The 24398-nt window shown below is 65.8% G+C and carries 26 protein-coding genes; 10 read left to right on the forward strand and 16 right to left on the reverse strand.

Annotation, left to right across the window (positions count from 1 at the left end; all coding sequences use genetic code 11):
- Positions 1–47 precede the first annotated feature (47 nt).
- Positions 48–662 carry an LPS assembly lipoprotein LptE gene (gene lptE, locus A9513_RS07145; RefSeq protein ID WP_024763980.1) on the forward strand — a complete coding sequence of 205 codons (615 nt, stop codon included), beginning with the start codon at positions 48–50 and terminating at the stop codon, positions 660–662.
- A gap of 36 nt (positions 663–698) precedes the next feature.
- Positions 699–1736, forward strand: coding sequence for a DNA polymerase III subunit delta (holA, locus tag A9513_RS07150; RefSeq protein ID WP_024763981.1), 1038 nt, complete (start codon positions 699–701; stop codon positions 1734–1736).
- 119 nt (positions 1737–1855) lie between these two features.
- Here the strand turns inward: holA and A9513_RS07155 are convergent, their stop codons facing one another.
- Together A9513_RS07155 and A9513_RS07160 are read right to left on the reverse strand one after the other, a co-directional pair.
- Positions 1856–3088: an MFS transporter gene (locus tag A9513_RS07155; RefSeq protein WP_024763982.1), complete on the reverse strand. Its 1233-nt coding sequence runs from the start codon at positions 3086–3088 to the stop codon at positions 1856–1858.
- A gap of 182 nt (positions 3089–3270) precedes the next feature.
- Complete coding sequence (locus A9513_RS07160) at positions 3271–3621, reverse strand: YciI family protein (RefSeq protein WP_024763983.1); 351 nt, start codon at positions 3619–3621, stop codon at positions 3271–3273.
- A gap of 180 nt (positions 3622–3801) precedes the next feature.
- Here A9513_RS07160 and arfA point away from each other — a divergent pair, with 180 nt between their 5' ends.
- The 3 genes from arfA (at position 3802) to A9513_RS07175 (ending at position 5769) form a co-directional block, all read left to right on the forward strand.
- Entirely contained in the window at positions 3802–3954 is a 153-nt protein-coding gene (gene arfA, locus A9513_RS07165) for an alternative ribosome rescue factor ArfA (protein ID WP_037006939.1), read from the forward strand.
- A 72-nt stretch (positions 3955–4026) separates the two neighbouring features.
- On the forward strand, positions 4027–4326 hold the full coding sequence (locus A9513_RS07170) for a hypothetical protein (protein WP_024763984.1): 300 nt from the start codon (positions 4027–4029) through the stop codon (positions 4324–4326).
- 180 nt (positions 4327–4506) lie between these two features.
- Complete coding sequence (locus tag A9513_RS07175; RefSeq protein ID WP_065084338.1) at positions 4507–5769, forward strand: lytic murein transglycosylase; 1263 nt, start codon at positions 4507–4509, stop codon at positions 5767–5769.
- Positions 5770–5816: 47 nt separating this feature from the next.
- Here the strand turns inward: A9513_RS07175 and lipA are convergent, their stop codons facing one another.
- From lipA to A9513_RS07235, 12 genes are all read right to left on the reverse strand, one after another.
- Positions 5817–6812 (reverse strand): lipoyl synthase, encoded by a 996-nt coding sequence (gene lipA, locus A9513_RS07180; RefSeq protein ID WP_024763986.1) that lies wholly within the window; start codon positions 6810–6812, stop codon positions 5817–5819.
- Positions 6813–6817: 5 nt separating this feature from the next.
- Complete coding sequence (gene lipB, locus A9513_RS07185) at positions 6818–7462, reverse strand: lipoyl(octanoyl) transferase LipB (RefSeq protein WP_065084339.1); 645 nt, start codon at positions 7460–7462, stop codon at positions 6818–6820.
- Positions 7462–7761, reverse strand: a complete 300-nt coding sequence (locus A9513_RS07190) for a DUF493 domain-containing protein (protein WP_024763988.1) — start codon at positions 7759–7761, stop codon at positions 7462–7464. Before A9513_RS07190 ends, lipB begins: the two co-directional genes overlap by 1 nt.
- Positions 7762–7949: 188 nt before the next feature.
- The gene (locus tag A9513_RS07195; RefSeq protein WP_024763989.1) at positions 7950–9107 is read right to left on the reverse strand and encodes a D-alanyl-D-alanine carboxypeptidase family protein; all 1158 of its coding nucleotides are present in this window, start codon (positions 9105–9107) and stop codon (positions 7950–7952) included.
- A gap of 94 nt (positions 9108–9201) precedes the next feature.
- Positions 9202–10230 carry a septal ring lytic transglycosylase RlpA family protein gene (locus A9513_RS07200; protein WP_065084340.1) on the reverse strand — a complete coding sequence of 343 codons (1029 nt, stop codon included), beginning with the start codon at positions 10228–10230 and terminating at the stop codon, positions 9202–9204.
- Positions 10227–11249, reverse strand: coding sequence for a lytic murein transglycosylase B (mltB, locus tag A9513_RS07205; RefSeq protein ID WP_139092950.1), 1023 nt, complete (start codon positions 11247–11249; stop codon positions 10227–10229). The genes A9513_RS07200 and mltB overlap by 4 nt, the downstream gene beginning before the upstream one ends.
- Positions 11250–11257: 8 nt before the next feature.
- Complete coding sequence (gene rodA / locus A9513_RS07210) at positions 11258–12361, reverse strand: rod shape-determining protein RodA (protein ID WP_024763992.1); 1104 nt, start codon at positions 12359–12361, stop codon at positions 11258–11260.
- Positions 12362–12405: 44 nt separating this feature from the next.
- Positions 12406–14295 (reverse strand): penicillin-binding protein 2, encoded by a 1890-nt coding sequence (mrdA, locus tag A9513_RS07215; RefSeq protein ID WP_024763993.1) that lies wholly within the window; start codon positions 14293–14295, stop codon positions 12406–12408.
- Positions 14296–14310: 15 nt separating this feature from the next.
- Complete coding sequence (rlmH, locus tag A9513_RS07220; RefSeq protein ID WP_015475414.1) at positions 14311–14778, reverse strand: 23S rRNA (pseudouridine(1915)-N(3))-methyltransferase RlmH; 468 nt, start codon at positions 14776–14778, stop codon at positions 14311–14313.
- Positions 14779–14785: 7 nt separating this feature from the next.
- A complete protein-coding gene (gene rsfS, locus A9513_RS07225; RefSeq protein WP_024763994.1) occupies positions 14786–15139 on the reverse strand; it encodes a ribosome silencing factor in 354 nt (117 codons plus the stop codon).
- 19 nt (positions 15140–15158) lie between these two features.
- Positions 15159–15815: a nicotinate-nucleotide adenylyltransferase gene (nadD, locus tag A9513_RS07230; protein ID WP_024763995.1), complete on the reverse strand. Its 657-nt coding sequence runs from the start codon at positions 15813–15815 to the stop codon at positions 15159–15161.
- A complete protein-coding gene (locus tag A9513_RS07235) occupies positions 15815–17080 on the reverse strand; it encodes a glutamate-5-semialdehyde dehydrogenase (RefSeq protein ID WP_024763996.1) in 1266 nt (421 codons plus the stop codon). The genes nadD and A9513_RS07235 overlap by 1 nt, the downstream gene beginning before the upstream one ends.
- A 310-nt stretch (positions 17081–17390) precedes the next feature.
- Between A9513_RS07235 and A9513_RS07240 the strand changes: the two genes are divergently transcribed.
- Positions 17391–18617, forward strand: coding sequence for an alpha/beta fold hydrolase (locus A9513_RS07240; RefSeq protein ID WP_065084341.1), 1227 nt, complete (start codon positions 17391–17393; stop codon positions 18615–18617).
- Positions 18618–18914: 297 nt separating this feature from the next.
- Here the strand turns inward: A9513_RS07240 and A9513_RS07245 are convergent, their stop codons facing one another.
- Complete coding sequence (locus A9513_RS07245) at positions 18915–19769, reverse strand: class I SAM-dependent methyltransferase (RefSeq protein WP_065084342.1); 855 nt, start codon at positions 19767–19769, stop codon at positions 18915–18917.
- A gap of 63 nt (positions 19770–19832) precedes the next feature.
- Between A9513_RS07245 and A9513_RS07250 the strand changes: the two genes are divergently transcribed.
- Positions 19833–20552 (forward strand): DNA-3-methyladenine glycosylase, encoded by a 720-nt coding sequence (locus A9513_RS07250; RefSeq protein ID WP_065084343.1) that lies wholly within the window; start codon positions 19833–19835, stop codon positions 20550–20552.
- The gene (locus tag A9513_RS07255) at positions 20549–21865 is read left to right on the forward strand and encodes a bifunctional DedA family/phosphatase PAP2 family protein (protein WP_065084344.1); all 1317 of its coding nucleotides are present in this window, start codon (positions 20549–20551) and stop codon (positions 21863–21865) included. The genes A9513_RS07250 and A9513_RS07255 overlap by 4 nt, the downstream gene beginning before the upstream one ends.
- 7 nt (positions 21866–21872) lie before the next feature.
- Here A9513_RS07255 and A9513_RS07260 read toward each other — a convergent pair whose 3' ends face one another.
- Entirely contained in the window at positions 21873–22787 is a 915-nt protein-coding gene (locus A9513_RS07260; RefSeq protein WP_038803588.1) for a LysR family transcriptional regulator, read from the reverse strand.
- 103 nt (positions 22788–22890) lie between these two features.
- Here A9513_RS07260 and A9513_RS07265 point away from each other — a divergent pair, with 103 nt between their 5' ends.
- Positions 22891–23178, forward strand: a complete 288-nt coding sequence (locus A9513_RS07265; protein WP_024764000.1) for a putative quinol monooxygenase — start codon at positions 22891–22893, stop codon at positions 23176–23178.
- A gap of 25 nt (positions 23179–23203) precedes the next feature.
- The gene (locus tag A9513_RS07270) at positions 23204–24217 is read left to right on the forward strand and encodes a zinc-binding alcohol dehydrogenase family protein (protein ID WP_065084345.1); all 1014 of its coding nucleotides are present in this window, start codon (positions 23204–23206) and stop codon (positions 24215–24217) included.
- The last annotated feature ends 181 nt before the right edge of the window (positions 24218–24398 follow it).

Here is a 24398-nt window from a genome sequence, read left to right on the forward strand (position 1 = left end):
GCACCTTCGCCACGGGCATATCGGATCAACAGGAGTGAGGAAGCTTGATGAAACGTATCCTGACCAGCCTCGCGCTGATCGGCCTGGCCAGCGTGCTGAGCGCCTGCGGTTTCCAACTGCGCGGCCTGGGCGATACGAACTTTGCGCTCAAGGAAATCGACGTGAGTGCGCGCAACGCCTATGGCGAGACCGTCACGCAGCTCAAGCAGGTGCTTGAAGGCAGCGGCGTGAAAGTCGTCTCCCGCGCGCCCTACCACCTGATCCTGGCCCGCGAGGACGTAACCCAGCGCAGCGTCAGTTACACCAGTTCCGCCCGTAGCGCGGAAAACGAACTGACCAACACCCTGAGCTACGAGATTCGTGGCACCGACAACCTGCTGCTGCTCGCCAACCAGGTCCAGGTCCGCAAGGTCTACGTGCAGGATGAGAACAACCTGATCGGCTCCGACCAGGAAGCCCAGCAGATTCGTGCCGAAATGCGTCGTGATCTGGTCCAGCAGATGGTCACCCGCCTGCAGCTGATCACCCCGGCGCAGCTCGACGACCTGCAGGCCAAGGCGGAAGCCAAGGCCAAGGCCGAAGCGGACGCGATGAAGGCTGCGGACGAGGCTGCCAAGTCTCAGCCGCAGCAATCGCCGATCGAATTCCCGAAAGCGCAGTAAGCGACAAGGGGCCGGCCAACCGGCCCCTTTCTCATTATGAAGCTCAATCCCGGACAACTCGCCAAGCACCTGCAAGGCAACCTCGCGCCCGTCTACGTGGTCAGCGGCGACGAGCCCCTGCTCTGCCAGGAAGCCTGCGATGCCATCCGCGCCGCCTGTCGCCAGCGTGATTTCGGCGAGCGCCAGGTGTTCAACGCCGAAGCCAACTTCGACTGGGGCCAGCTGATCGAAGCCGGCGCCAGCCTCTCGTTGTTCGCCGAAAAGCGCCTGATCGAGCTGCGCCTGCCCTCCGGAAAGCCCGGCGACAAGGGCGCGGCCATTCTCCAGGAATACCTGCAGCGGCCGCCGGAAGACACCGTCCTGCTGGTCAGCCTGCCCAAGCTCGACGGCAACACGCAGAAGACCAAATGGGCCAAGGCACTGATCGACGGCGATGCTGCCCAGTTCATCCAGGTCTGGCCCATCGACGCGCACCAGTTACCGCAGTGGATTCGCCAGCGCCTGTCCCAGGCTGGCCTCGCTGCCAGCCAGGAAGCGGTCGACCTGATCGCCGCGCGCGTGGAAGGCAATCTGCTGGCTGCCGCGCAGGAAATCGAAAAGCTCAAGCTGCTCGCCGAAGGCCAGCAGATCGACGTCGATACCGTCCAGGCCGCCGTGGCCGACAGTGCGCGCTTCGATGTCTTCGGCCTGATCGACGCCGCCCTGAACGGCGAAGCCGCCCATTGCCTGCGCATGCTCGAAGGCCTGCGCGGCGAAGGCGTGGAGCCGCCGGTGATCCTCTGGGCGCTGGCGCGGGAAGTTCGCGTGCTGGCCAGCCTCGCCCAGCAGTTCGGCCAGGGCGTACCGCTGGACAAGGCCTTCAGCCAGTGTCGCCCGCCGATCTGGGACAAGCGCCGCCCGCTGATGAGCAAGGCCCTGCAACGGCACACCACGCAACGCTGGAACCAGATGCTGCAGGACGCTCAGCTGATCGATGCACAGATCAAGGGCCAGGCTCCCGGCAACGTCTGGAACAGCCTCGCCCGCCTCGCCCTGCTGGTGGCCGGCCAGCGCATCAGCCTGCCTTCGGCCTGATTACCGCGTTTCATGCCCCGCCCGCGGGAGTGGCTGAGAAGCCCGCCGCCAAGTAACGCAGCCTCCGAGGCTCTCCGTAGGAGCGCGCCTGCCCTTTCTCCTGCCAAGCGCCCGGAGCTTCAGGACCGCGACGGCACTGCCCGGTGTGCCTGTCCTTCCGCGCGGTCCAGCGCCACACCACGCGTATCGCGGCCGGTGCTGATCAACACGCAGATGAGGATCGCCACCGTCCCGGCCACGATGGCCATCGCCGTGCCATAGCTGTAGCTCTTGGCAATTTCCGCCTGCAGCGGCGCGTTCACCGAAGCGATCAGGTTGCCCAACTGGTAGACGAACCCCGGCAACACCGCACGGGTTCCCACCGGCGCCAGCTCGTTGAGATAAGCCGGAATCACACCCCAGGCGCCCTGGACCATGAACTGCATGAGGAAGGCACCGACGCCCAGCGCCACCGCGCCATGGCTGAAGGCCCACAGCGGCAGCACCGGCAATGCCAGCAGCGAAGCGCAGATGATCGCCTTCTTCCGCCCGATGCGCTCGGACAGGCTGCCGAAAAGAATGCCGCCCAGGATCGCCGCGATGTTGTAGGCCACCGCGATCAGGCTGACCGTGTGCGTATCGAACCCGTGCTGCAGCTTCAGGAAGGTCGGGTACAGGTCCTGCGTGCCATGGCTGAAGAAGTTGAAGCAGGCCATCAGCAGCACGGCATACAGGCACAACTTCCACTGACTGCGCAGCACCGGCCATAGCGGTGTCGACTCCTTGCGTTCGCGTGCCGCCTGCCAGATCGGCGATTCCGGGACCTTGAACCAGATGAACGCCACCAGCACCACCGGCAGGCAACCGACGATGAACATCCCGCGCCAGCCCAGCACTTCGAAGAACAGGCCGTAGATGATCGAGGCGATCAGGTAACCCGCGGGATAACCGGCCTGGAACAGCCCGGACACCATTCCGCGCGAACGCTCGGGAATGGTCTCCATCGCCAGCGACGAGGCCACGCCCCAGATTCCGCCCATGGCCACACCGTAGACCACCCGCAGGATCAGGAAAGTCGCCAGGTTCGGCGAGAACGCCGAGGCCAGCTCCAGCAGCGAGTAGATCAGGATGTTGATCATCAGCACCGGCCGACGCCCGTAGCGCTCGGCCGCGCGACCAAACAGCAGCGCGCCGATGGGTCGCACGGCCAGGGTCAGCAGGATCGCCAGCGATACCTGGGGCAGATCGACGTGGAAGGTCTGGGCGATATCGGTGAGGACGAAGACCAGAAGGAAGAAGTCGAAGGCATCCAGCGTCCAGGCGAGCACCGAAGCGATCACCACATTGCGCTGGGTCGGGGACCATTGCTGCATGACGTATCTCCAGCCGGCGGCGCCGCGGTCCCTGCACGCCAGAGCGATAGTTAGCCAGCTATTAAGCTAGCCGAGCTCCAGTACGCGCCACGGCCGTCCGACTGAAAAGGTCTGTTACAAATTTTGCGACAAAGCGCCGCAGTCACCTCGCAACCTGCAGGACCTGACTTACCCCAACGACCTCACTCCCACTCGCGAACCTGGCGCACCTCCACACACCCCAACCGCCCCGGCGGAATCTTCGCGGCGATACGCTCGGCCTCCTCCATGCTCTGGGCCTCGATCAGGTAGAAACCGCCCAGTTGCTCCCGCGTCTCGGCGAATGGCCCGTCCGTCACTGCCAGCCTCTCACCCTGGCCGCGCAGCGTGCGCCCCGTGGCGGTGGGCAGGAGCGCGTTGGCGGCAATGTAGTTGCCGCTGCGGCGCAGTTGCTCGCTGTAGGTCATGCACTCATCGACAATGCCGCGCAGTTCGGCCTCCGGCAGCCCTGCCGCCTTGTGTTCGTCGAAATAGATCATGCAGAGAAACTTCATCGCTCTGGTCCTCGTAGCTGTCCGATGCGCCAGGAAGGTGCGCCGCAGCCAGCGTAGTCCCGAATGACCTTCCGCGGCCTTGGCCCGAGCGCCGGCTGACCAAAGGCATTGGACAGGCGTACCAGATAGGCGGAACATTTGCGCGCCGGCAACGGCGCCGGCCTCAACGAGGAAAGCCCCATGGCGAAGAAATCCAAACGGCCGAACAAGGCCAAGTCCCTGATCGCACAGCCCCTGTTCCGCAGCCGCCAGGAACAGCCGGCCAAAGGCAAAGGCAGCTACCGCCGCGAAGCCTCCCGTAACTGGGAGGCTTCTTCGCTTCTGGCGGCCTGAAACAGCAGAAAACCTGAACCACCCCTGCCCTTTCGCTTTCAACCGGACAGCCACGCACCTGGAGGTCCGACCATGAAAACGCCCCTGATAGCCGCCATCCTCGCTCTTCCCTTCAGCCTCTCCGCCCACGCGTTCTGCTCCGACCAGGAAGCCGAAGCCAAAGGCAAGCAAGTCGCCGCCAAGGTCACCGAAGTCACCCGCAGCGATCCCCAGCGCGCGCAGAAGCTCAACGAAAAACTCGCGGAAATGAAGAAGTCCCGTTCCAGCGAACAGCGCCCGGACGACTGTGCCGCCTACGACGACATGCTCAAGGAACTCGACCAGAGCGCCCCGAAGGTCGACAAGGAAACCGGCGCCAGCCCCAAGCAATAACCAGGATCACACTGGCAGGAATGCCTTGACGGTTCACCCGCGGGCTCGGCCGCCCGGTGGCGGGAATTTTCCACCGCGGCGGCCGTCGAACCTTGCGTATCCGTCGCCTCTGCCCAGCGCAGACGCGTCACAATGGCCATGTTAAGGTGGCCCCTCGCCTGCCAGTACCCGAGGAGAGCAATGCGCAAGCCTGTTTCACCCGTTGTCGGCCAACGCTGCCTGCTCGTCGCCGCCCTGTCCCTGGCCAGCTTCGGCCTGCTGACCTCCTGCACCGAGCCACCGCCCAAAGGCGTCGCCACCGAGCGCGCGCAACCCACGCAGAGCTTCGCCCAATGGCGCGACGGCTTCCGCGCACAGGCACTCGCCGCAGGCATCAGCGCTTCAACCTTCGACAGCGCATTCGAAGGCATCGAGCCGGATGAATCGGTTGTCACTGCCGACCGCAGCCAACCCGAGTTCAGCCGTCCCGTCTGGCAATACCTGGAAAGCGCGGTGTCATCCGCGCGAGTACACAACGGACAGGACCGCCTGCAAGAGAACGCCGAGGTACTGCAGCGCATCGACGCAACCTACGGCGTAGAGCGGGAGGCCGTCGTGGCAATCTGGGGCATGGAAAGCAACTTCGGCCAGCAGATGGGCAGCAAGAACGTCATCCGCTCCCTCGCCACCCTGGCCTACGAGGGCCGTCGCCCGGACTTCGGCCGCGACCAGTTGATCGCCGCGCTGCAGATCCTCCAGCACGGCGACGTGCCCGCCAGCAACATGATCGGCTCCTGGGCCGGCGCCATGGGGCAGACGCAGTTCATCCCGACCACGTACAACCGCTACGCCGTGGACTTCGATGGCGACGGTCGCCGCGACATCTGGGGCTCGTCCCCCGACGCCCTGGCCTCCACCGCCAACTACCTGAAGAGTTCCGGCTGGCAGCAAGGCCAGAGCTGGGGTTTCGAAGTGCGCCTGCCGCAGGGCTTCGACTATGCCCAGGCCGACATGGACATCCGCAAACCGATGAACGAGTGGCTGCGCCAGGGCATCAAGGTAGCCAGCGGGAACCTGCCGAGCGACCCGCAAGCCAGTGTTTCACTGCTGTTGCCCGCCGGCTATCGCGGCCCGGCCTTCCTGGTGACCGATAACTTCCGCGCCATCCTCAAGTACAACAATTCGACCTCCTACGCGCTCGCTGTGGGCCTCCTGGCCGACAGTTTCAGGGGCGGCGGACAACTGGCGGGGAGCTGGCCGCTGGAGGACACGCCGCTGAGCCGCTCGGAGCGTATCGAACTGCAGCAACTGCTGGTGCAGCGCGGCTACCAGCCGGGAACTGCCGACGGCATCATTGGCGCCAATACCCGCAAGGCAATCCGAGCCTACCAGCAGTCGATCGGCTCGCCGGCGGACGGCTATCCGACCCCGGCGCTACTCGGACAGCTCCGGCAAAAGAGCTGAACGAAAAAGGCGCCCAAGGGCGCCTTTTTCCTAGCAGAACCGACGGCTCAGCCGATCTTGGTGCCGTGCGCCTGCTGGTCGGCATGGTACGAGGAACGTACCAGCGGGCCGGAAGCGACGTTCTTGAAGCCCATCTTCTCGCCTTCCTCGGCGAACCAGGCAAAGGTGTCCGGGTGGACGAAGCGCTGCACCGGCAGGTGGTTGCGCGAGGGCTGCAGGTACTGGCCGAGGGTCAGCATGTCGATGTCGTGCTCGCGCATGCGGTGCATGACTTCGATGACTTCCTCGTCGGTCTCGCCCAGGCCGAGCATCAGGCCGGACTTGGTCGGTACGTGCGGCACCATCTGCTTGAACTTCTGCAGCAGGTCGAGCGACCACTCGAAGTCGGAGCCCGGACGGGACGACTTGTACAGGCGCGGGACGGTTTCCAGGTTGTGGTTGAACACGTCCGGCGGCTCGTTGGCGGTGATTTCCAGGGCGATGTCCATGCGGCCGCGATAGTCCGGCACCAGGGTCTCCAGTTGGACGCCAGGGGACAGCTTGCGGATCTCGCGCAGACAGTCAGCGAAGTGCTGAGCGCCGCCGTCACGCAGGTCGTCGCGGTCCACCGAGGTGATCACCACGTACTTCAGGCGCAGGTCGGCGATGGCGATGGCGAGGTTGGTCGGCTCGTCGACATCCAGCGGCTTCGGACGTCCATGGCCGACGTCGCAGAACGGGCAGCGACGGGTGCAGATGTCGCCCATGATCATGAACGTCGCGGTGCCACCGGAGAAGCACTCGCCCAGGTTCGGGCAGGAGGCTTCCTCGCAGACACTGTGCAGCTTGTGCTTGCGCAGCAGTTGCTTGATGCGGTCGACCTCGGGGGAAACGGGGATGCGCACGCGAATCCAGTCGGGCTTCTTCGGCAGTTCGTCGGTGGGGATGATCTTCACCGGAATGCGCGCGACCTTTTCTGCGCCGCGCAGCTTGACGCCAACTTCCACCTTGCCGGGCTTGGCAGCCGGGGCGGCCTGACCGGAGTTCTCCACAACAGTGCTCATCTAGGTTAGATCCCGCCCGTTAGGGTCTTCTGTGCCGCGTAGCCAAGGCGTTCGACGAGTTCGCCACGCAGGCGCTCGCGCACATCGGCCAATGCGATGGGGCCAGCCAGCTGACTGAGCTGGGTCATGGCCATGCCTGCGTAACCGCAGGGATTGATGCGTCGAAAGGGTTCCAGGTCCATGTCCACGTTCAAGGCCAGACCATGGAAGGAGCGGCCATTGCGGATGCGCAGGCCGAGGGATGCGATCTTCGCGCCGTCCACATAGACGCCCGGAGCATCGGGTTTGGACACAGCGGAAACACCGTAGCTGTCCAGCAGGCCGATAAGGCTCTGTTCGATGCGCGAGACGAGGTCGCGCACGCCGATGCCGGAGCGGCGCACGTCGAGCAACAGGTAAGCGACCAACTGGCCGGGGCCGTGGTAGGTCACCTGACCGCCGCGGTCGACCTGGACGACCGGGATGTCGCCGGGAAACAGCACGTGTTCGGCCTTGCCGGCCTGCCCCTGGGTGAATACGCGCTCGTGCTCGAGCAGCCAGACTTCATCGGGCGTGACAGGTTCGCGCTCGGCGGTGAAGCGCTGCATGGCGTGCCAGGTCGGCTCGTAAGGCAGGATGCCCAGCTCACGAAAGCCCAGCGTTTCGCCCATCAGAGCACCATGTGGACGCGGCCGGTGGCGCGCAGGTCTTTATGGATGTTCTGCAGTTGGTCGACGCCGGTGGCAGTGATCAGCACCTGCACGGACAGGAAGCGGCCGTTGCGGCTGTCACGGGTGACCAGGGTGGTGATGTCGAGGTCCGGCGCGTGGCGCTGGATGACTTCGACGACCAGGTCCGGGAAGCCTTCCCCGGCGTCGCCGATGACCTTGATCGGATAGCGTTCGCAAGGGAACTCGATCTTCGGTGCAGGCTGTTCTGGGGTGTCAGCGGTATCAGGGGTATCAGTCATGGCTGTCGCGGGCGGATGGCCCGCCTCCGCATGAGCGTCCGGGTGGGGCGCTCCGGGTGGATCGGACGGCAACTGCCGGACCACGGGGGGACCAGGCAGTCGCAGGCGGGCATTTTACCCGAGTTTGCGACTGCGCGGGCGGGTCAATCCCGGCCTTGTATACAAAAGTGCAAGGCCGGGACAGGCGGTCAGTTGAACAGACCGAAGAAGAACAGGCGGATGCTGTCCCAGATACGGCGGAAGAAACCGCCTTCTTCCACGGCGTTCAGGGCGACCAGATCAGAGGTGCGGACGACCTTGTCACCCAACTTGACCTCGACCTTGCCGATCACCTGGCCCTGCTGGATCGGCGCCATCAGGTTCGGTTCGACAACCATGTTGGCCTGCAGCTGCTTGAGCTGGCCGCGCGGTACGGTCATGGTCAGGTCTTCGGACAGGCCGGCCTTCACTTCGTGGTCGGAGCCTTTCCAGACCATGGCCTTGGTCAGCTCGGCGCCCTTCTTGTAGAAGGTCTGCGATTCGAAGAAGCGGAAGCCGTAGGTCAGCAGCTTCTGGGTCTCGGCGGCGCGGGCCTGTTCGCTGTTGGTGCCGAACACCACGGCGATCATGCGCTGGCCGTCGCGCACGGCGGAAGCCACCAGGCAATAGCCGGCTTCGTCGGTGTGGCCGGTCTTCAGGCCGTCGACGGTCTTGTCACGCCACAGCAGCAGGTTGCGGTTGGGCTGCTTGATGTTGTTCCAGAAGAACTCTTTCTGCGCGTAGATGGCGTAGTGGGTCGGCTCGCCGTAGATGATGGCGCGGGCCAGTACAGCCATGTCCTTGGCGGACGAGTAATGGTCCGGGTTGGGCAGGCCGGTGGCGTCCATGAAGTGGGAATTGGTCATGCCCAGCTTCTGCGCGGTGGTGTTCATCATGTCGGCGAAGGCGTCTTCGCTGCCGGCGATGTGCTCGGCCAGGGCGACCGAGGCGTCGTTGCCGGACTGGATGATGATGCCGTGCAGCAGGTCGCTCACCGAGACCTGGGAGCCGACCTTGATGAACATGCGCGAACCGCCGGTGCGCCAGGCATGTTCGCTGACGGTGACCAGGTCGGATTCGGCGATACGGCCGCCTTCGATTTCCTTGGTGGCGATGTAGGCGGTCATCAGCTTGGTCAGGCTGGCGGGCGGCAGGCGCTCGTCGCCGGCGTTCTCGACCAGGATGTTGCCGCTGGCGCCGTCCATCAGCACCCAGGCCTTGGCCGCGAGTTGCGGGGCGGCGGGAACGACTTCAGCTGCCCAGCTGGCCACGGGGGCGCTGAACAGCACGAGCAAGGACAGGCGTTTGGCGAAGTTGAAGATGTTCATCCGTCTCTCTGGGGTTCACTAATGGTCAAACAATCCCCCGCGGGGGAACTCGTGAGGCGGCCTCTATGTGCCGCTATCGCAAGTGCGGTGGAACTCAGTCCAGGCGCACGAGCTTGGGTTGGCCAAGGTTGGCCACGCGGATGCTGTCCTGCATCCGGCTTGCTTCATCCTGCGTTCCGATCGGCCCCAGGCGCACCCGGTACAAGGTCTGCTGGTTGACCACGACCGAGCTGATAAAGGATTTCGCCCCCGTCAGGCCGCCGACTTTCTCCTTGAGCAGCTCCGCAGCGTCCGGGTTGGCGAAGGCACCCACCTGGAGATACAGGCCATCGGCTGGTAATGAAGCGTTTTTTTTTGAGTCGATCTGGACCGGCGCCACCGGTACGGCGTGTTGCGCCGGCGGCGGGGTGTAGGTCTCGATGGGCTGGGCCATGGCGACCGCCTGTGGCTGCGCGGCGGCGGGCTGCGAGGCCATCTTCGGCAAGGCCATGATCATCGGCGGCTGCTTGCCCTGGGAAGCCCACCAGCGGTCGGGGTCGATGCCCTCGACCTTGACGTGCGCGGTGCCGGTTTCGGCGTAACCGAGTTTTTTGGCGGCGGCGAAGGACAGGTCGATCACCCGGTCGGAGTAGAACGGGCCGCGGTCGTTGACGCGGACGATGACGCTCTTGCCGTTGTCCAGGTTGGTGACGCGCACGTAGCTGGGCAGCGGCAGGGTCTTGTGCGCGGCGGTCATGCCGTACAGGTCGTACTGCTCGCCGTTGGCAGTGGCCTGGCCATGGAACTTGGTGCCATACCAGGACGCCGTGCCGGTCACGCTGTAGGCACTGGCGTTATTGAGCGGGTAGTAGGTCTTGCCCAGCACGGTGTAGGGGTTGTTCTTGAACGGCCCGTTGTGCGGCATCGGCACGGCATCGGGGATGCGCGAGACGTCGACGTCCCACCAGGGCGCGCCGTCGCGGTGCGGACGGTTGTAGTCGTACGGGCCGGAAATGCCGCTACTGGCGACCGGCTGCTGTTGCTGCGGCGCGCGGTTGCCGGTGCAACTGGCGAGGAACACGCTGCTCAGGCCAACGCAGGCGGCCAACGACCAGAGGCCGGGACTTGCGATTCGCTTGCTCAATGGACACCTCGTGCCTTGGCGATCTCGCCGGCCAGCTGATGGACCGCCATGGCGTACATGGCGCTGCGGTTGTAACGGGTGATCACATAGAAGTTCGGCAGGCCGACCCAGTACTCGGTGCCCTGCGCGCCCTCCAGGCGCATGGCGGTGACCATCAGGTCATCGCGAATCACGTCATGGGTACGCCAGCCCTGGGAGCGTAGCTGGCCGAGGTTCATCTGCGGGTCGAGGCCCTGAGTGAGCGCGTCCTCGGCAGTGGAGGTGCCGATTTCCGCCTGCGACACCACCGGCTCGCCGGTGTGCCAGCCGTGCTGCTTGAAGTAGTTGGCGACGCTGCCGATGGCATCGGTGGGGTCGCTCCAGATATTGATGTGGCCGTCGCCGTCGAAGTCCACGGCATAGGCACGGAAGCTGCTCGGCATGAATTGCGGCAGGCCCATCGCGCCAGCGTAGGAGCCGGTCAGGCTGAGCGGGTCGACCTGCTGTTCGCGGGCCAGCAGCAGGAACTGCTTGAGCTCCTTGCGGAAGAAGTCGGCGCGCGGCGGGTAGTCGAAGCCCAGGGTGGACAGCGCGTCCATCACCTTGAAGTTGCCGGTGTTGCGGCCGAAGAAGGTCTCGACGCCAATAATGGCGACGATGTACTGGGCCGGTACGCCGTATTCCTGCTCCGCACGGGCCAGGGCTTCGGCATTCTGGTTCCAGAAGTCCACGCCGCGGTTGATGCGCGCGTCGGTGACGAAGATCGGACGGTATTCCTTCCACGTCTTCACCCGTTCGGCAGGGCGGGAGATGGCGTCGAGGATGGACTGCTTGCGTTCCACATCGTGGAAGAGGCCCATGAGCTGCTCGCCGGCGAAGCCGTAGTCACGGGTCATCTCGCTGACGAACTCGGCGACCTGGGGCGAACCATCGTAGTCGCCCGCGGCAGCAACGCCGGACACGCCGATCGCCCCCGCGATTCCGACCCAATGTACCCCCCTGGCAGCCCAGGCGCGCAGTACTTGCATTCCGTTCTTCACTCTTGTCATCAAACCTGGGTGATCCACTTCCGATGGGTATGGATCGACATCAAAACGCCGAACCCTGACATCAGGGTCACCAGCGAAGTTCCGCCGTAACTAATGAAGGGCAGCGGTACCCCCACCACTGGCAACAACCCGCTGACCATACCAATGTTGACGAACACATACACGAAGAAGGTCATGGTGATACTGCCGGCGAGCAACTTGCCGAACAGCGTCTGCGCCTGCGCCGTGATCACCAGCCCCCGGTAGATCACCAGCAGGTACAGCACCAGCAGGAGGCACACCCCGACCAGGCCGAACTCTTCGCCGAGCACGGCAATGATAAAGTCCGTATGGCTTTCGGGCAAAAAATCCAGATGGGATTGCGTACCCAGCAGCCAGCCCTTGCCGAAGACGCCACCCGAACCGATGGCTGCCTTGGACTGGATGATGTTCCAGCCGGTGCCCAGCGGGTCGCTTTCCGGGTCGAGGAAGGTCAGCACGCGCTGTTTCTGGTAGTCGTGCATGACGAAGTACCACATGCCCACCGCGACCGGCACCGCTGCCGAGACGGCGGTGATGATCCAGCGCCAGCGCAGGCCGCCGACGAACAGCACGAAGGAACCGGAGGCCAGCACCAGCATGGCGGTACCCAGGTCCGGCTGCTTGAGGATCAGCACGAAGGGCACGACGATCAGCGCCAGGCCGATCACACTGTGCTTGAAGCCCGGCGGCAGGGCGCGCTTGGACAGGTACCAGGCGATGGTCATGGGCATCAGCAGCTTCATGAATTCCGCCGGCTGGAAGCGGATCACCCCGGGAATGTTGATCCAGCGGGTCGCGCCCATGGCGTTGTGGCCCATCACGTCCACCACCACCAGCAGGGCCACGCCGATCAGGTAGCCCAGCGGCACCCAGCGAGCGAGGAAGCGCGGCTCGATCTGTGCCAGCACGAACATCGCGCCCAGGCCCAGGCCGAAGGAAGACGCCTGCTTGATCAGCAGGTCCCAGCTCTTGCCGCTGGCAGAGTACAGGACGAACAGGCCGACCGAGCCGAGGGTCACCAGCAACAGCAGCAGCAGGCCGTCGATATGCAGGCGCTGCAGCAGACTGGAGCGCCGCTTCATCACATCTTCGCTGGACAGCGTGCGGTCGAAGTTTCCGTTCTTGGTCATGGTTTGGGCGCCTCCGCCGTGGCCTGAGGTGCGTATTCGGGTTTGAGCTTGCCGGTCTCGTCCAGCAGCCAGGCATCGGTCACGGCCTTGAGCACCGGGGCGGCGACGCCGGAGCCGGACTCGCCGTTCTCCACCATCACCGCCACGGCGATCTGCGGATTGTCCGCCGGGGCGAAGCCGACGAACAACGCGTGGTCACGATGGCGCTCCAGCAGCTTGGAGCGGTTGTACTTCTCCCCCTGCTTGATCGCCACGACCTGCGCGGTACCGGACTTGCCGGCAATGCGGTAGACGGACGTGGCGCCGACCTTGTGGGCGGTACCGCGGGCGCCGTGGACTACCTGCTGCATGCCGTAGTCCACCAGGTTCCAGTTGTTCGGATCCTTGAGCTGGATGTCCGGCATCGGGTCTTCGTCCACCGGCGGCTTGCCGTCGATGGTCTTGGCAAGGTGCGGGCGAATCCACTTGCCCTTGTTCGCCAGCAGCGCGGTCATCTGCGCCAGTTGCAGCGGGGTGGACTGCATGTAGCCCTGGCCGATGCCCAGAATCAGGGTTTCCCCCGGGAACCAGGCCTGCCGGCGCAAGGCACGCTTCCACTGGCGGGACGGCATCAGGCCGTCAGCTTCGCCATACATGTCCAGGGCCACGCGCTGGCCGAAGCCGAACCTGCTCATGTAGTCGTGCAGCCGATCGATCCCCAGCTTGTGGGCGAGATCGTAGAAGTAGGTGTCGTTGGACCGCATGATCGCGGTCTCCAGGGTGACCCAGCCGTCGCCGGTGCGGTTCCAGTTGCGGTACTTGTGGTCGTAGTTGGGCAATTGGTAGAAGCCGGGGTCGAACACACGGCTGGTGGGCGTCACCACACCCGCGTCGAGCCCCGCAATGGCCACCGCCGGTTTCACCGTCGAGCCCGGCGGATACAGGCCGCGCAGCACGCGGTTGTACAGAGGGCGATCTTCGGAGTCACGCAACGCCGCGTAATCCTTGAAACTGATGCCGGTGACGAACAGGTTGGGGTCGTAGGCCGGCTGGCTGACCATCGCCAACACCTCGCCGGTGGACGGCTGGATCGCCACGATGGCGCCGCGGCGGCCGGCCAGTGCGGTTTCCGCGGCAGCCTGCAGCTTGCTGTCGATGCTCAGCACGATGTCACGGCCGGAGACCGGCTCGGTACGTTTGAGCACGCGCAGGACGCGACCGCGGGCGTTGGTCTCGACTTCCTCGTAGCCAACCGTGCCGTGCAGCGCATCCTCGTAGAATTTTTCCACGCCGGTCTTGCCGATGTGGTGGGTGCCCGAATAGGCCACCGGGTCGAGCTTCTTCAGTTCCGCCTCGTTGATCCGCCCGACATAGCCGACCGAGTGGGCGAAGTGCTCGCCCAGCGGGTAATGGCGGACGAATTGCGCGGCCACGTCGACGCCGTTCAGGCGGTACTGGTTCACCGCGATGCGGGCGATCTGCTCCTCGGACAGCTCGAACATGATCGGCACCGGCTCGAACGGCCGCCGCCCCTGCTTCATGCGCTTCTCGAAGATGGCCTTGTCTTCCTCGGTCAATCCGAGGATTTCGACGAGGTTCTTCAACGTATCCTGCAGGTTCTCCGTACGTTCGCGGGTAATCGTCAGGCTGAAGCTGGGACGGTTGTCGGCGATGATCACCCCGTTGCGGTCGAAGATCAGCCCACGATTGGGCGGAATCGGCTGCACGTGGACGCGGTTGTTCTCCGACAGCGTCGAGTGGTAGTCGTACTGCGTCACCTGCAGGTGATACATACGCGCCACCAGCACAAGGGCGAGCAGGAAGATCGCCACCCCGCCGACGATGACGCGGGCGCGGACCAGGCGGGCGTCCTTCTCGTGGTCCTTGAGCTGTATCGGCTGCGGCATCGAAAACGGCTACGACTACTTGTGGTAGGGGTGCCCGGACAGCACTGTCCAGGCGCGGTAGATCTGCTCGCCGACCAGGATGCGCACCAGCGGGTGCGGCAGGGTCAGCGGTGACAGCGACCAGCGCTGCTCGCTGCGCGCGCAGACCTCCGGCGCCAGGCCTTCCGGCCCGCCGACCATGAGGTTGACGGTGCGCGCGTCCAGGCGCCAGCGGTCGAGTTCCTGCGCCAGCTGGGGGGTGCTCCAGGGCTTGCCTTCGACTTCCAGGGTGACGATGCGTTCCCCGGGCTGGACCTTGCTCAGCATGGCCTCGCCTTCCTGGCGGATCAGCCGTGCCACGTCGGCATTCTTGCCGCGCGTGTTCAACGGGATTTCCACCAGTTCCAGGGACAGCTCCGAGGGCAGGCGCTTGACGTACTCCGCCCAGCCCTCTTCCACCCAGCGCGGCATGCGCGAGCCAACCGCGATCAGACGCAGGCGCACGGCACGCTTACTCGGCGCTGTGGGACGCGCGGCTCTGCTCGGCGCCCTGCCACAGACGCTCCAGGTCGTAGAACTGGCGGGTGGCCGGCTGCATGACGTGGACCACGACGTTGGCGAGGTCGATCAGGACCCACTCGCCACCTTCCTGGCCTTCGCTGCCGATCGGGCGCACGCCCTGTTCCTTGACCTTTTCCAGCACGTTGTCGGCCAGCGACTTGACCTGACGGCTGGAGGCGCCGGTGGCGATGACCATGACGTCGGTGATGCTGGTCTTCTCGCGCACGTCGATGACGGTGATGTCCTGCGCCTTGAGATCTTCCAGGGCGGCGATGGTCAGTTCGACCAGTTGTTCGGTTTGCATGTATGACTCTCTGACTTGTTCAGTGGGGCGCCTGGTACAGGCCGTGCGCCTCGATATAGTTCAATACCGCATCCGGCACCAGGTAGCGCACCGAGCGCCCCTGCGACAGGAGTTGGCGGATCTGCGTGGCGGAAACTGCAAGCGGCGTCTGCCAGACGAAGGTGATCTGCCCGGCGGGGCCGATCATCGCCTTCGGGTCGGCAACACTGCGCGCCGCCAGCAGGTCGCGCAGGTCTTCCGGCGGCTCGCTGTCGGCATCCGGGCGCTGCAGCACGACGATATGACTGTGCTCCAGCAACTCTTCCCAGCGATGCCAGGTCGGCAGGCCGCAGAATGCGTCCCAGCCGACCAGCAGGAACAACTGGTCCTGCTCATCCAGCTCCCCACGCAGCGACTCCAGGGTGTCGATGGTGTAGGAGGGTTTGTCACGCTTCAGCTCGCGGTCATCGACCACCAGCGGGTCTACGCCGGCAACCGCCAGCTCGACCATCGCCAGCCGCTGCGCAGGTAGCACCTGGGGGGTGTCGCGATGCGGCGGGCGGAAGTTGGGGATCAGGCGCAGCTCGTCGAATTCGAGCTGCTCTGCCATCTCCAGCGCACTGCGCAGGTGGCCGATGTGCACCGGATCGAAGGTGCCGCCGAACAGACCGACACGCCGGGAACGCGCCTTGTTCATCAGGTCCGCACGTGCCCGTCGCCGAACACCACGTACTTCTCGCTGGTCAGCCCTTCCAGGCCGACCGGACCGCGGGCGTGCAGCTTGTCGGTGGAAATGCCGATCTCCGCGCCCAGGCCGTACTCGAAGCCATCGGCAAAGCGGGTCGAGGCGTTGACCATGACCGAGGCCGAGTCCACTTCGGTGAGGAAGCGGCGGGCATCGGTGAAGTTCTCGGTGATGATCGCGTCGGTGTGCTGTGAGCCGTAGGTGTTGATGTGCTCGATGGCCGCATCGAGGTTGTCGACGATGCGGATCGACAGGATCGGCGCGTTGTATTCGGTGCGCCAGTCTTCCTCGGTGGCTTCCAGCACGTCGGCGCCCAGCAGCGCGCGGGTCGCCGCGTCGCCACGCAGTTCCACGCCCTTGTCGCGGTAGATGGCAGCCAGCGGCGGCAGCACGCGGTCGGCGATGCCGGCGTGCACCAGCAGCGTCTCCATGGTGTTGCACGGCGCATAGCGCTGGGTCTTGGCGTTGTCGGCGACGCGGATGGCCTTGTCCAGATCGGCGGCGACGTCGATGTAGACGTGGCAGATGCCGTCCAGGTGCTTGATCACCGGCACCTTGGCATCGCGGCTGATGCGCTCGATCAGGCCCTTGCCGCCGCGCGGAACGATGACGTCCACGTACTCGGGCATGGTGATCAGCGCGCCGACGGCGGCGCGGTCGGTGGTTTCCACCACCTGCACGACGCTGGCCGGCAGGCCGGCCTTGGCCAGGCCCGTCTGGATGCACGCGGCAATCGCCTGGTTGGAATGGATCGCCTCGGAGCCGCCGCGCAGGATGGTGGCGTTGCCCGACTTCAGGCACAGGCTGGCGGCGTCGATGGTCACGTTCGGACGGGACTCGTAGATGATCCCCACCACGCCCAACGGCACGCGCATCTTGCCCAGCTGAATACCGGACGGCACATAGCGCATGTCGCGGATCTCGCCGATCGGGTCCGGCAGCGTGGCGACCTGGCGCAGGCCCTCGATCATGTCATCGATGCGTGCCGGAGTCAGGGCCAGGCGGTCCAACATGGCTGGCTCCAGACCATTGGCACGGCCATTGGCCAGATCCTGCTCGTTGGCTTCGGTCAGCTGGGCGCGGGCGGCATCCAGGGCATCGGCAGCGGCCAGCAGGGCTTGGTTCTTCTGCGCGGTCGTGGCGCGCGCGACGACGCGCGACGCTTCACGGGCGGCGCGGCCCAGGCGGCTCATATAGTCGAGAACGGACTCGGTCATGATCAAACGCGTCTGCGTGAGGGAAATGCGCAAGTATAGCGGGAGCGCCCCCTCAGCGGCCAGCCACAGCAGCCGGCCGGTCAGCGGCGCACCGCACGTAACGCCAACCCCCTCCCACGCCACGCCCCATCGGCCAAACGGTGACATCCGCCCATCCCCCGCCCGCTTCTGCCGCCCGAAGGTTGGGTAACCAAATTCGTATCGGCTGGTTACCTTGCAAGCATGGCTCATTGCCCCCGTTGCGATCGCATAGCCAGGGAGGCACGCCAGGGAAGAACAACAAGAGGCGGCCCACCGCCGGAGAACTGCCATGCGCTATCGCACCGATTACAGCGCCCAGGCCCTGACCGCCGCCCCGGCGGTGCTGGAACTGGACGGTTGGCAACTGCACTACCAGGCCTTTTCCTCCAGGGAAGATGACACCCGCCCGCCGGTCCTGCTGCTGGGCGGTGCCTTCCAGAGCTTCCGCTCCTTCGCCAGCGAGGTTTCCGAGCTGCTCGCCGGGCACCCGGTGATCCTCCTCGACCTGCCCAGCCAGGGCGGCAACCTGCAACTGGCGCCCCAGCTGAGCCTGGAAGACCTGGCCGACCTCATCGCCGCTTTCGCCGAAACCCTGCAATTGCCGCCCCTGATGCCGATCGGGTTGTCGTACGGCTCGGCGCTGGCAGCGCTGTTCGCCGCCCGCCACCCGGCGCGCTGTGGTCGCCTGCTGCTGGCCGGCATCACCGCCTTCGGCCGACCCGGCGCCCGCGCCCTGCTGATCGAAGCCCTGGCGCGCCTGGAACTGGGCGAGCAGGAGCCCTTCGCCCATGGCGTGCTGACCGGCCTGATCAACCCATTGCGCCTGGGCGATACCGGTGTATCCCCGGTGTTCCGCAAGGCCCTGTTGCGCCAGCTGCAGCGCCTGACACCAGCGGAAATCGAACGCTACCGGCAGAACAGCCAGCGCCTGCTGGCCTTCGGCGGCTTCGAACGTCACCCGCAATGCCCAACCCTGGTGCTGGCCGGCGAGTACGACCATTTCACCCAGCCGTGGGAACACGCCGAGTTCGCCCACGCGTGCGCCGATGCCGAGTTTGCGTTGATCCACGACGCCGACCACCTTGCCCAGTTCGAACGCCGCGATGCCTGTGCGCGGCTCTACAACCCGTTCCTGCTCGGCGAGCCTCTGCCACGCAGCGCCGCCGGCAGCACGCGCTTCCAGCGCCAGCAACTGCTGCACCTGGAGCGCCGCTTCGAAGCGCGCCTGGCGCCGGCCGATCGGCGCGCCGTACTGCGCAACGGCGAGGGCGGCGAATGGCGCTGCGAGCTGGCGGAGCTGGGCTATTTCGGTGGCCTGATCCGCGTCGAGCTGCCGGCGGATCGCCCTGCGCGCGGCTGGAAGCTCGCCGCCGCCGGGCTGCCGGAACTGGATATCCTGCCGCTGCGCTACAGCGGCGACGGCCTGGCGTTCATCTTCGCCCACGGCGACCCGCAGGCCAGCGCAGCGCTGGCGGCGATGGTGGTGCCGATGCAGCAGGGGGCGTGTGCGGCTTGATGGTTTGAATGTGGCGATTTCGGAGGCCGGGCTCTTCCCTCTCCCAGAAGGGTGAGGGGACTGGAACGGCATCATGCGAAACGTCAGCTGCGCAGGCCTGCACCGAATGACTCCTTCTCCCCCTGGAAGAGGGCTGGGGTGAGGGGGAAGCGCGGGCACAAGCGTCCTGCATTGATATTGTTCGCGAGCAAGCTCGCCCCTGCATGCCCCCCGAATAAGCCGCGGCTGCTCTTCGTAGGACCGAGGGGGACGCCTAGTTCTTGCTCGCGAACCGCCCAGCCCCGAACAGTCCCGAACCTAAAGCCGCGCCTCGATCACCCGCACCAGACTCGGCATCCGCCCTTTCGGCAAGCCCAGCCCCACACCGTCCACCTGCGGATCGAGCACGCCCACCCGGCCAAACCCGCAACCAACGAACGCCTGCTCGATTTCCGCCGCGCTGCGGTAATGCAGCGGATAGCCACCCCGCGTCAGCTTGCCGATCAGCCCGACGCCCCAGCGAATCTGCCGGTAGCGCGGGTGTTCGCGCAGGTCGGGATAGAGTTCGGTCAGGTAGGTCGCCTCGGGGAAGCGCCGCAGGGCCACGGCCAATCGACACCAGAAGCCCTCGATCACCGGGCGCTGGAAGTAATTCACCAGCCCCTCGGTAATCACCACCACGGGGCGCTCTGGGTCCAGTCCGGAGAGCAACGCGGCGAGGCTCTGCTCGCCGTCTTCAGCAAGGATATCCACAGCACGCACGCGATGTTTGCCGTCCAGCCAGCCCTGCTCCTGCAGCAACGCCGACTTGCGCGCGGCCATGGGCGGCAGGTCGGCTTCCAGGTAGGTCAGCTGGGGATAGCGCTGACGGAAACGCCGGCCCCTGGGCGACAAACCACAGGCTATCTCGACCACCTGGGAAACGCCGCGCGACTCGATGGCCTGGGTCAGCCGGGCATCGATCAGCAGGTGACGTTGTAACAGGAAGTCTTCGATATTCAGTCCGAAGCCGACCCGCGCGCCCCAGTTGATCGGCGCCACGCAACCGTGCACCCAGCGGCCGAACGCCGTGGCGAAGGCCGGATCGGCAAGCTGGTGGCGATACCAGACGTAACCGGTGTAGTGCGCGCTGGGGGTAATGTGGGCGCTGTCGGCCCGGATCCGTTCAGCCATGCTTAAGAATCTTGTTGTTATGATTCCCCAGCCTAAGACCGGCCCGAGAACCGCGACAATCCGATGCCCGCCGAACCCAACCTAAGTTTGCCCTGGCCAGGGGCCAATCCCCTGCCGGACGCCTTCTTCAATCGCGATGCCCTGACCGTCGCCCGCGAACTGCTGGGCAAGGTGATCCGCCATCGGGTCGGCGACCTGTGGCTCTCCGCGCGGATCATCGAGACCGAGGCCTATTACCTGGCCGAGAAAGGCAGCCACGCATCGCTCGGTTACACCGAGAAGCGCAAGGCGCTGTTCCTCGATGGCGGGCACATCTACATGTATTACGCGCGTGGCGGCGACTCGCTGAACTTCAGCGCCGGCGGCGCCGGCAATGCGGTACTGATCAAGTCCGGGCACCCCTGGATGGATCGCATCTCCGGTGACGAATCACTGGCCGCCATGCGTCGGCTCAACCCCGCCGCCGACGGCAGCGAGCGTCCGCTGGGCAAGCTGTGCAACGGCCAGACCCTGCTCTGCCGCTCCATGGGCCTGAAAGTGCCGGAGTGGGACGCCCAGCGCTTCGACCCGCAGCGCCTGTTCGTCGACGACCTTGGCGAAACGCCCGCGCACGTTATCCAGGCCGCGCGCCTGGGCATTCCCCACGGCCGCGACGAACACCTGCAGTACCGCTTCGTCGATGCCGCCTTCGCGCCCTTCTGCACGCGCAACCCACTGCGCCGCGGCCAGGTCGAAGGCCATGACTACCACCTGCTCGGAACCCAGGACGCCACCTTCCGATGATCGATCTCGCCGCCTTCAACACCTGGATGGCCACCCATCCGCAATGGCTCGCCCTGGTCCTGTTCCTGGTCGCCTTCCTCGAATGCGCCGCCATCATCGGCATCATCCTGCCCGGCGTGGTGATGCTCTTCGCCATCGCCATGCTGGCCGGCAGCGGCGCCCTGGGGCTGGGGGAAACCCTGGCATTGGCGTTCCTCGGCGGCCTGCTCGGTGACCTGTCGTCCTACTGGATCGGCAGCCACTTCCACCAGGACATCCGCCGCCTGCCAGTGCTGCGCCACCATCCGGAATGGATGGCCAGCGCGGAAGGGTTCTTCCACCGCTATGGCGTGGCGAGCCTGCTGGTGGGCCGCTTCATCGGCGCGCTGCGGCCGTTCCTGCCGATGGTTGCGGGCATGCTGGACATGCCGTTCGGCCGCTTCGTCAGCGTTTCCATCATCGCCGCCGCCGGCTGGTCCATCGCCTACCTGGTGCCTGGCTGGGCCACCGGTGCGGCCATGCGCCTGCCGCTGCCCGAAGGCTTCTGGCCGGAGGCCGGTGTGGTTGCCGCGTGCATCGCAGTGGTGTTCGCCCTGGTGATCCACGCCGAGCTGCGCAAGGAGCGCAATGCTCCGCTGATCGGCGCCGTCGGCTGCTTCGTATTGTTGTTCGCCATGCTGATCGGCTGGCCGCACCTGGACGCCCTGGACAAGGGCCTGATGGCGCTGGTGCAGGAACACCGCCACGCGTGGCTGGACCATGTGATGGTGGCCGTCACCCGCGTCGGCGACTTCCGCACCCAGTTCATCGCCGGTGCGCTGCTGGCGGCGCTGCTGGCCGCCCTGCGACTTTGGCGCCATGCCTTCTTCGCGGCTGGCACCATGGTCGGCACCGCGCTGCTCAACACCGCGCTCAAGCATCTCTTCGGCCGCGCCCGGCCCGAGGTGATCGCCGATCCGCTGTCCGCCTTCAGCATGCCCAGCGGCCACAGTTCGGCGTCCTTCGCCTTCTTCCTGGTACTCGGGGTGCTGGCCAGCCGGGAGAAGTCCCCGCGGGTGCGCCTGACCTGGATGCTGCTGGCGGTGATTCCGGCGGCGAGCATTGCGCTGTCCCGCGTCTATCTGGGCGCCCACTGGCCCAGCGACATCATCGCCGGCGCCCTGCTCGGCGCGGCGGTGTGCGCCGCCAGCCTGTGGATAAGCCAGCGCCGCAGCGAGCTGCCGGCCCTGGCGCCGCGCATCTGGTGGAGCCTGCTGCCGACCGCCATGGTGCTGCTGGCGGTAGCCAGCGCCTGGGGGCTGTCGTCGGCCATTCACCGCTACACACCGCTCTGACCCGGCTTCAGGCCCAGGGGCGCTCGCGCATCAGTTCGGCGCAGCGCAACTGGACGAACTCGCGCAGCTGGGTCACCGCCCGGCTGAGCTGCGCGCGGTGGGTGCAGAACAGGTTCATCGGCGTGGCTTCGCCCAGGTAATCCGCCAGCGCCACCTCCAACCGGCCGGCACGCACATCGGCCGCCACGTCCAGCCAGGACTTGTAGACCAGCCCCTGCCCCGCCACGGCCCAGCGCCGCACCACGTCGGCGTCGTCACAGAGACGATCGCCGCGCACCGTCACCTCGTGTTGCTTGCGGCTGTCGCTGAAACGCCAGCGCTCGTGAGCTCGGCCGCCCAGCATGTACAGCAGGCAGTTGTGCTTTTGCAGCTCGTCCGGGTGCTGCGGCTTGCCGTGGCGAGCGAAGTACTCGGGCGCGGCGCAGAGCACCCGACGGTTGTCCGGCGCCAGCGGAAGCGCGACAAGGTTCGAGTCCCCCGGCAACCCCAGGCGGAAAGCCACGTCCACCGGTTGCCGGTAGAGATCGGCCTGACGGTCACTGATCAGCAGGCGCAGGTTCATGCGCGGGTGCAGCGCCTGGAATTCGTCCAGCCAGGGCAGCAGCACGTTGCGGCCGAAATCCGAGGGCGCCGATACCTGGAAGTTGCCGGCGATCTCGCTCTTGCCGCCCGCCAGCAACTGACGACCGTCATCCAGGCTTTGCAACGCAGCGCGGGCGTGGGCCAGGTACAGCTCACCCTCGGCGGTCAGGCGCAGGCTGCGGGTCGAGCGGGCGAACAGGCGCACGTCCAGCTCGCTTTCCAGGCGTTTGAGCGCGGCACTGGCCACGGCTGGCGACAGCTCCAGCTCTCGGGCGGCAGCAGAGAGACTGCCGCGCTCCGCGGTGCGGACGAATATCTGCAGGTCGTCGAAGCGCAGCATTTTCAAAAATCCTTTGAAAGAGACTCTCTACTTACGCGGTTTTTCTTCCCGATGAAAGAGAGCAGCATGCCCTCACCTTCCCTGCCCAACTGGAGATACCCGGATGAGCCTGACCCTGATCGCCATCATTCGCGCCAAGCCCGGCCGCGCCGACAGCCTGCAGGAGCGCCTGCACGGCATGCTCGCGCCGTCCCGCGCCGAGGCCGGCTGCCTGCAGTACGACCTGCACCGCGATATCAAGGACGCCGAGCTGATCTACATGATCGAGCAGTGGCGCGACGAGGATGCCCTGGCCGAGCACGAGGCCAGCCCACACTTCCAGGCCTTCGTGAAGGCCGCCGAACCTGACCTGGCGGAACTCGATATCCGCCTGATGAACCGCATCGACTGACCGTTCAAAGCGAATAGGAATTCCCATGAAAGCCATTGGTTACACCCAGAGCCTGCCCAGCAGCGACGCCAACTCGCTGCTCGACATCCAGCTGCCCGAACCCACGCCCGGCCCGCGCGACCTGCTGGTGGAGGTGCGCGCCGTCTCCGTCAACCCGGTGGACACCAAGGTGCGCCAGCGCGCACAGCCCGCCGAAGGCCAGCACAAGGTGCTCGGCTGGGACGCTAGCGGCGTGGTCCGCGCCGTGGGCAGCGAGGTCAGCCTGTTCAAACCGGGCGACAAGATCTGGTATGCCGGCGACCTGACCCGCCCCGGCAGCAACGCCGAACTGCAACTGGTCGACGAGCGCATCGTGGGCGCCATGCCGCAGAGCCTGGACTTCGCCCACGCCGCCGCCCTGCCGCTGACCACCATCACCGCCTGGGAACTGCTGTTCGACCGCCTGCAGGTGGCCGCGGGCAGCGCCAGCAAAGGCCAGAGCCTGCTGATCGTCGGCGCGGCCGGCGGCGTCGGTTCGATCCTTACCCAGTTGGCGCGCCAGCTCACCGGCATGACCGTGATCGGCACCGCCTCGCGCCCGGAAACCCAGGAATGGGTGCGCAACCTCGGCGCGCACCACGTGATCGACCACCGCAAGCCGCTGAGCGAAGAGCTCAAGCGCATCGGCATCGGCGAAGTCACCCACGTGGCCAGCCTGAACCAGACCGAGCAGCACCTGCCCGAAATCGTCGCCAGCCTGCGCCCGCAGGGCCGCCTGGCGCTGATCGACGACCCGGAGAACCTCGACGTGCGGCTGCTCAAGCAGAAGAGCCTGTCGCTGCACTGGGAGTTCATGTACACCCGCTCGATGTTCCAGACCGACGACATGATCGAACAGCACAAGCTGCTGCAGCGCGTGGCCGGGCTGATCGACAGCGGCGTGCTGAAAACCACCCTGGGCGAGCACTTCGGCAAGATCGACGCCGCCAACCTGCGCCGCGCCCACGCACTGCTGGAGAGCAACACGGCCAAGGGCAAGATCGTACTGGAGGGGTTCTGACCTCAGGCCCCGAGGGGCGTGGACGCAGGGCGGATAACCCGTTCGGGGTTTTCCGCCCTGCGGTCTGCTCCTTGTCGCCGGATACGGAGGTTCGCAAGCAAGAACTAGGCGTCCCCGTCGATCCTACAAAGAGCGCACTGGTGCTTCCGGTTACCTGTAGGAGCGAGCTTGCTCGCGAACC

This window comes from Pseudomonas sp. AU12215 (assembly GCF_001675465.2).
In the GTDB taxonomy this organism is placed as follows: Bacteria; Pseudomonadota; Gammaproteobacteria; order Pseudomonadales; family Pseudomonadaceae; genus Pseudomonas; species Pseudomonas nitroreducens.

Excerpts from the sequence above, each read along its gene's own strand:
- rsfS (WP_024763994.1), bottom strand. The coding sequence starts at position 15,139 with ATGCAAACCGAACAACTGGTCGAACTGACCATCGCCGCCCTGGAAGAT.
- A9513_RS07170 (WP_024763984.1), top strand. The coding sequence starts at position 4,027 with ATGAAAACGCCCCTGATAGCCGCCATCCTCGCTCTTCCCTTCAGCCTC.
- A9513_RS07195 (WP_024763989.1), bottom strand. The coding sequence starts at position 9,107 with ATGAACATCTTCAACTTCGCCAAACGCCTGTCCTTGCTCGTGCTGTTC.
- A9513_RS07270 (WP_065084345.1), top strand. The coding sequence starts at position 23,204 with ATGAAAGCCATTGGTTACACCCAGAGCCTGCCCAGCAGCGACGCCAAC.
- holA (WP_024763981.1), top strand. The coding sequence starts at position 699 with ATGAAGCTCAATCCCGGACAACTCGCCAAGCACCTGCAAGGCAACCTC.
- A9513_RS07160 (WP_024763983.1), bottom strand. The coding sequence starts at position 3,621 with ATGAAGTTTCTCTGCATGATCTATTTCGACGAACACAAGGCGGCAGGG.
- A9513_RS07245 (WP_065084342.1), bottom strand. The coding sequence starts at position 19,769 with ATGGCTGAACGGATCCGGGCCGACAGCGCCCACATTACCCCCAGCGCG.
- A9513_RS07240 (WP_065084341.1), top strand. The coding sequence starts at position 17,391 with ATGCGCTATCGCACCGATTACAGCGCCCAGGCCCTGACCGCCGCCCCG.
- lptE (WP_024763980.1), top strand. The coding sequence starts at position 48 with ATGAAACGTATCCTGACCAGCCTCGCGCTGATCGGCCTGGCCAGCGTG.
- A9513_RS07155 (WP_024763982.1), bottom strand. The coding sequence starts at position 3,088 with ATGCAGCAATGGTCCCCGACCCAGCGCAATGTGGTGATCGCTTCGGTG.
- A9513_RS07255 (WP_065084344.1), top strand. The coding sequence starts at position 20,549 with ATGATCGATCTCGCCGCCTTCAACACCTGGATGGCCACCCATCCGCAA.
- lipB (WP_065084339.1), bottom strand. The coding sequence starts at position 7,462 with ATGGGCGAAACGCTGGGCTTTCGTGAGCTGGGCATCCTGCCTTACGAG.
- A9513_RS07260 (WP_038803588.1), bottom strand. The coding sequence starts at position 22,787 with ATGCTGCGCTTCGACGACCTGCAGATATTCGTCCGCACCGCGGAGCGC.
- A9513_RS07190 (WP_024763988.1), bottom strand. The coding sequence starts at position 7,761 with ATGACTGATACCCCTGATACCGCTGACACCCCAGAACAGCCTGCACCG.
- arfA (WP_037006939.1), top strand. The coding sequence starts at position 3,802 with ATGGCGAAGAAATCCAAACGGCCGAACAAGGCCAAGTCCCTGATCGCA.
- mrdA (WP_024763993.1), bottom strand. The coding sequence starts at position 14,295 with ATGCCGCAGCCGATACAGCTCAAGGACCACGAGAAGGACGCCCGCCTG.
- A9513_RS07175 (WP_065084338.1), top strand. The coding sequence starts at position 4,507 with ATGCGCAAGCCTGTTTCACCCGTTGTCGGCCAACGCTGCCTGCTCGTC.
- A9513_RS07250 (WP_065084343.1), top strand. The coding sequence starts at position 19,833 with ATGCCCGCCGAACCCAACCTAAGTTTGCCCTGGCCAGGGGCCAATCCC.
- rodA (WP_024763992.1), bottom strand. The coding sequence starts at position 12,361 with ATGAAGCGGCGCTCCAGTCTGCTGCAGCGCCTGCATATCGACGGCCTG.
- nadD (WP_024763995.1), bottom strand. The coding sequence starts at position 15,815 with ATGAACAAGGCGCGTTCCCGGCGTGTCGGTCTGTTCGGCGGCACCTTC.
- A9513_RS07265 (WP_024764000.1), top strand. The coding sequence starts at position 22,891 with ATGAGCCTGACCCTGATCGCCATCATTCGCGCCAAGCCCGGCCGCGCC.
- A9513_RS07235 (WP_024763996.1), bottom strand. The coding sequence starts at position 17,080 with ATGACCGAGTCCGTTCTCGACTATATGAGCCGCCTGGGCCGCGCCGCC.
- lipA (WP_024763986.1), bottom strand. The coding sequence starts at position 6,812 with ATGAGCACTGTTGTGGAGAACTCCGGTCAGGCCGCCCCGGCTGCCAAG.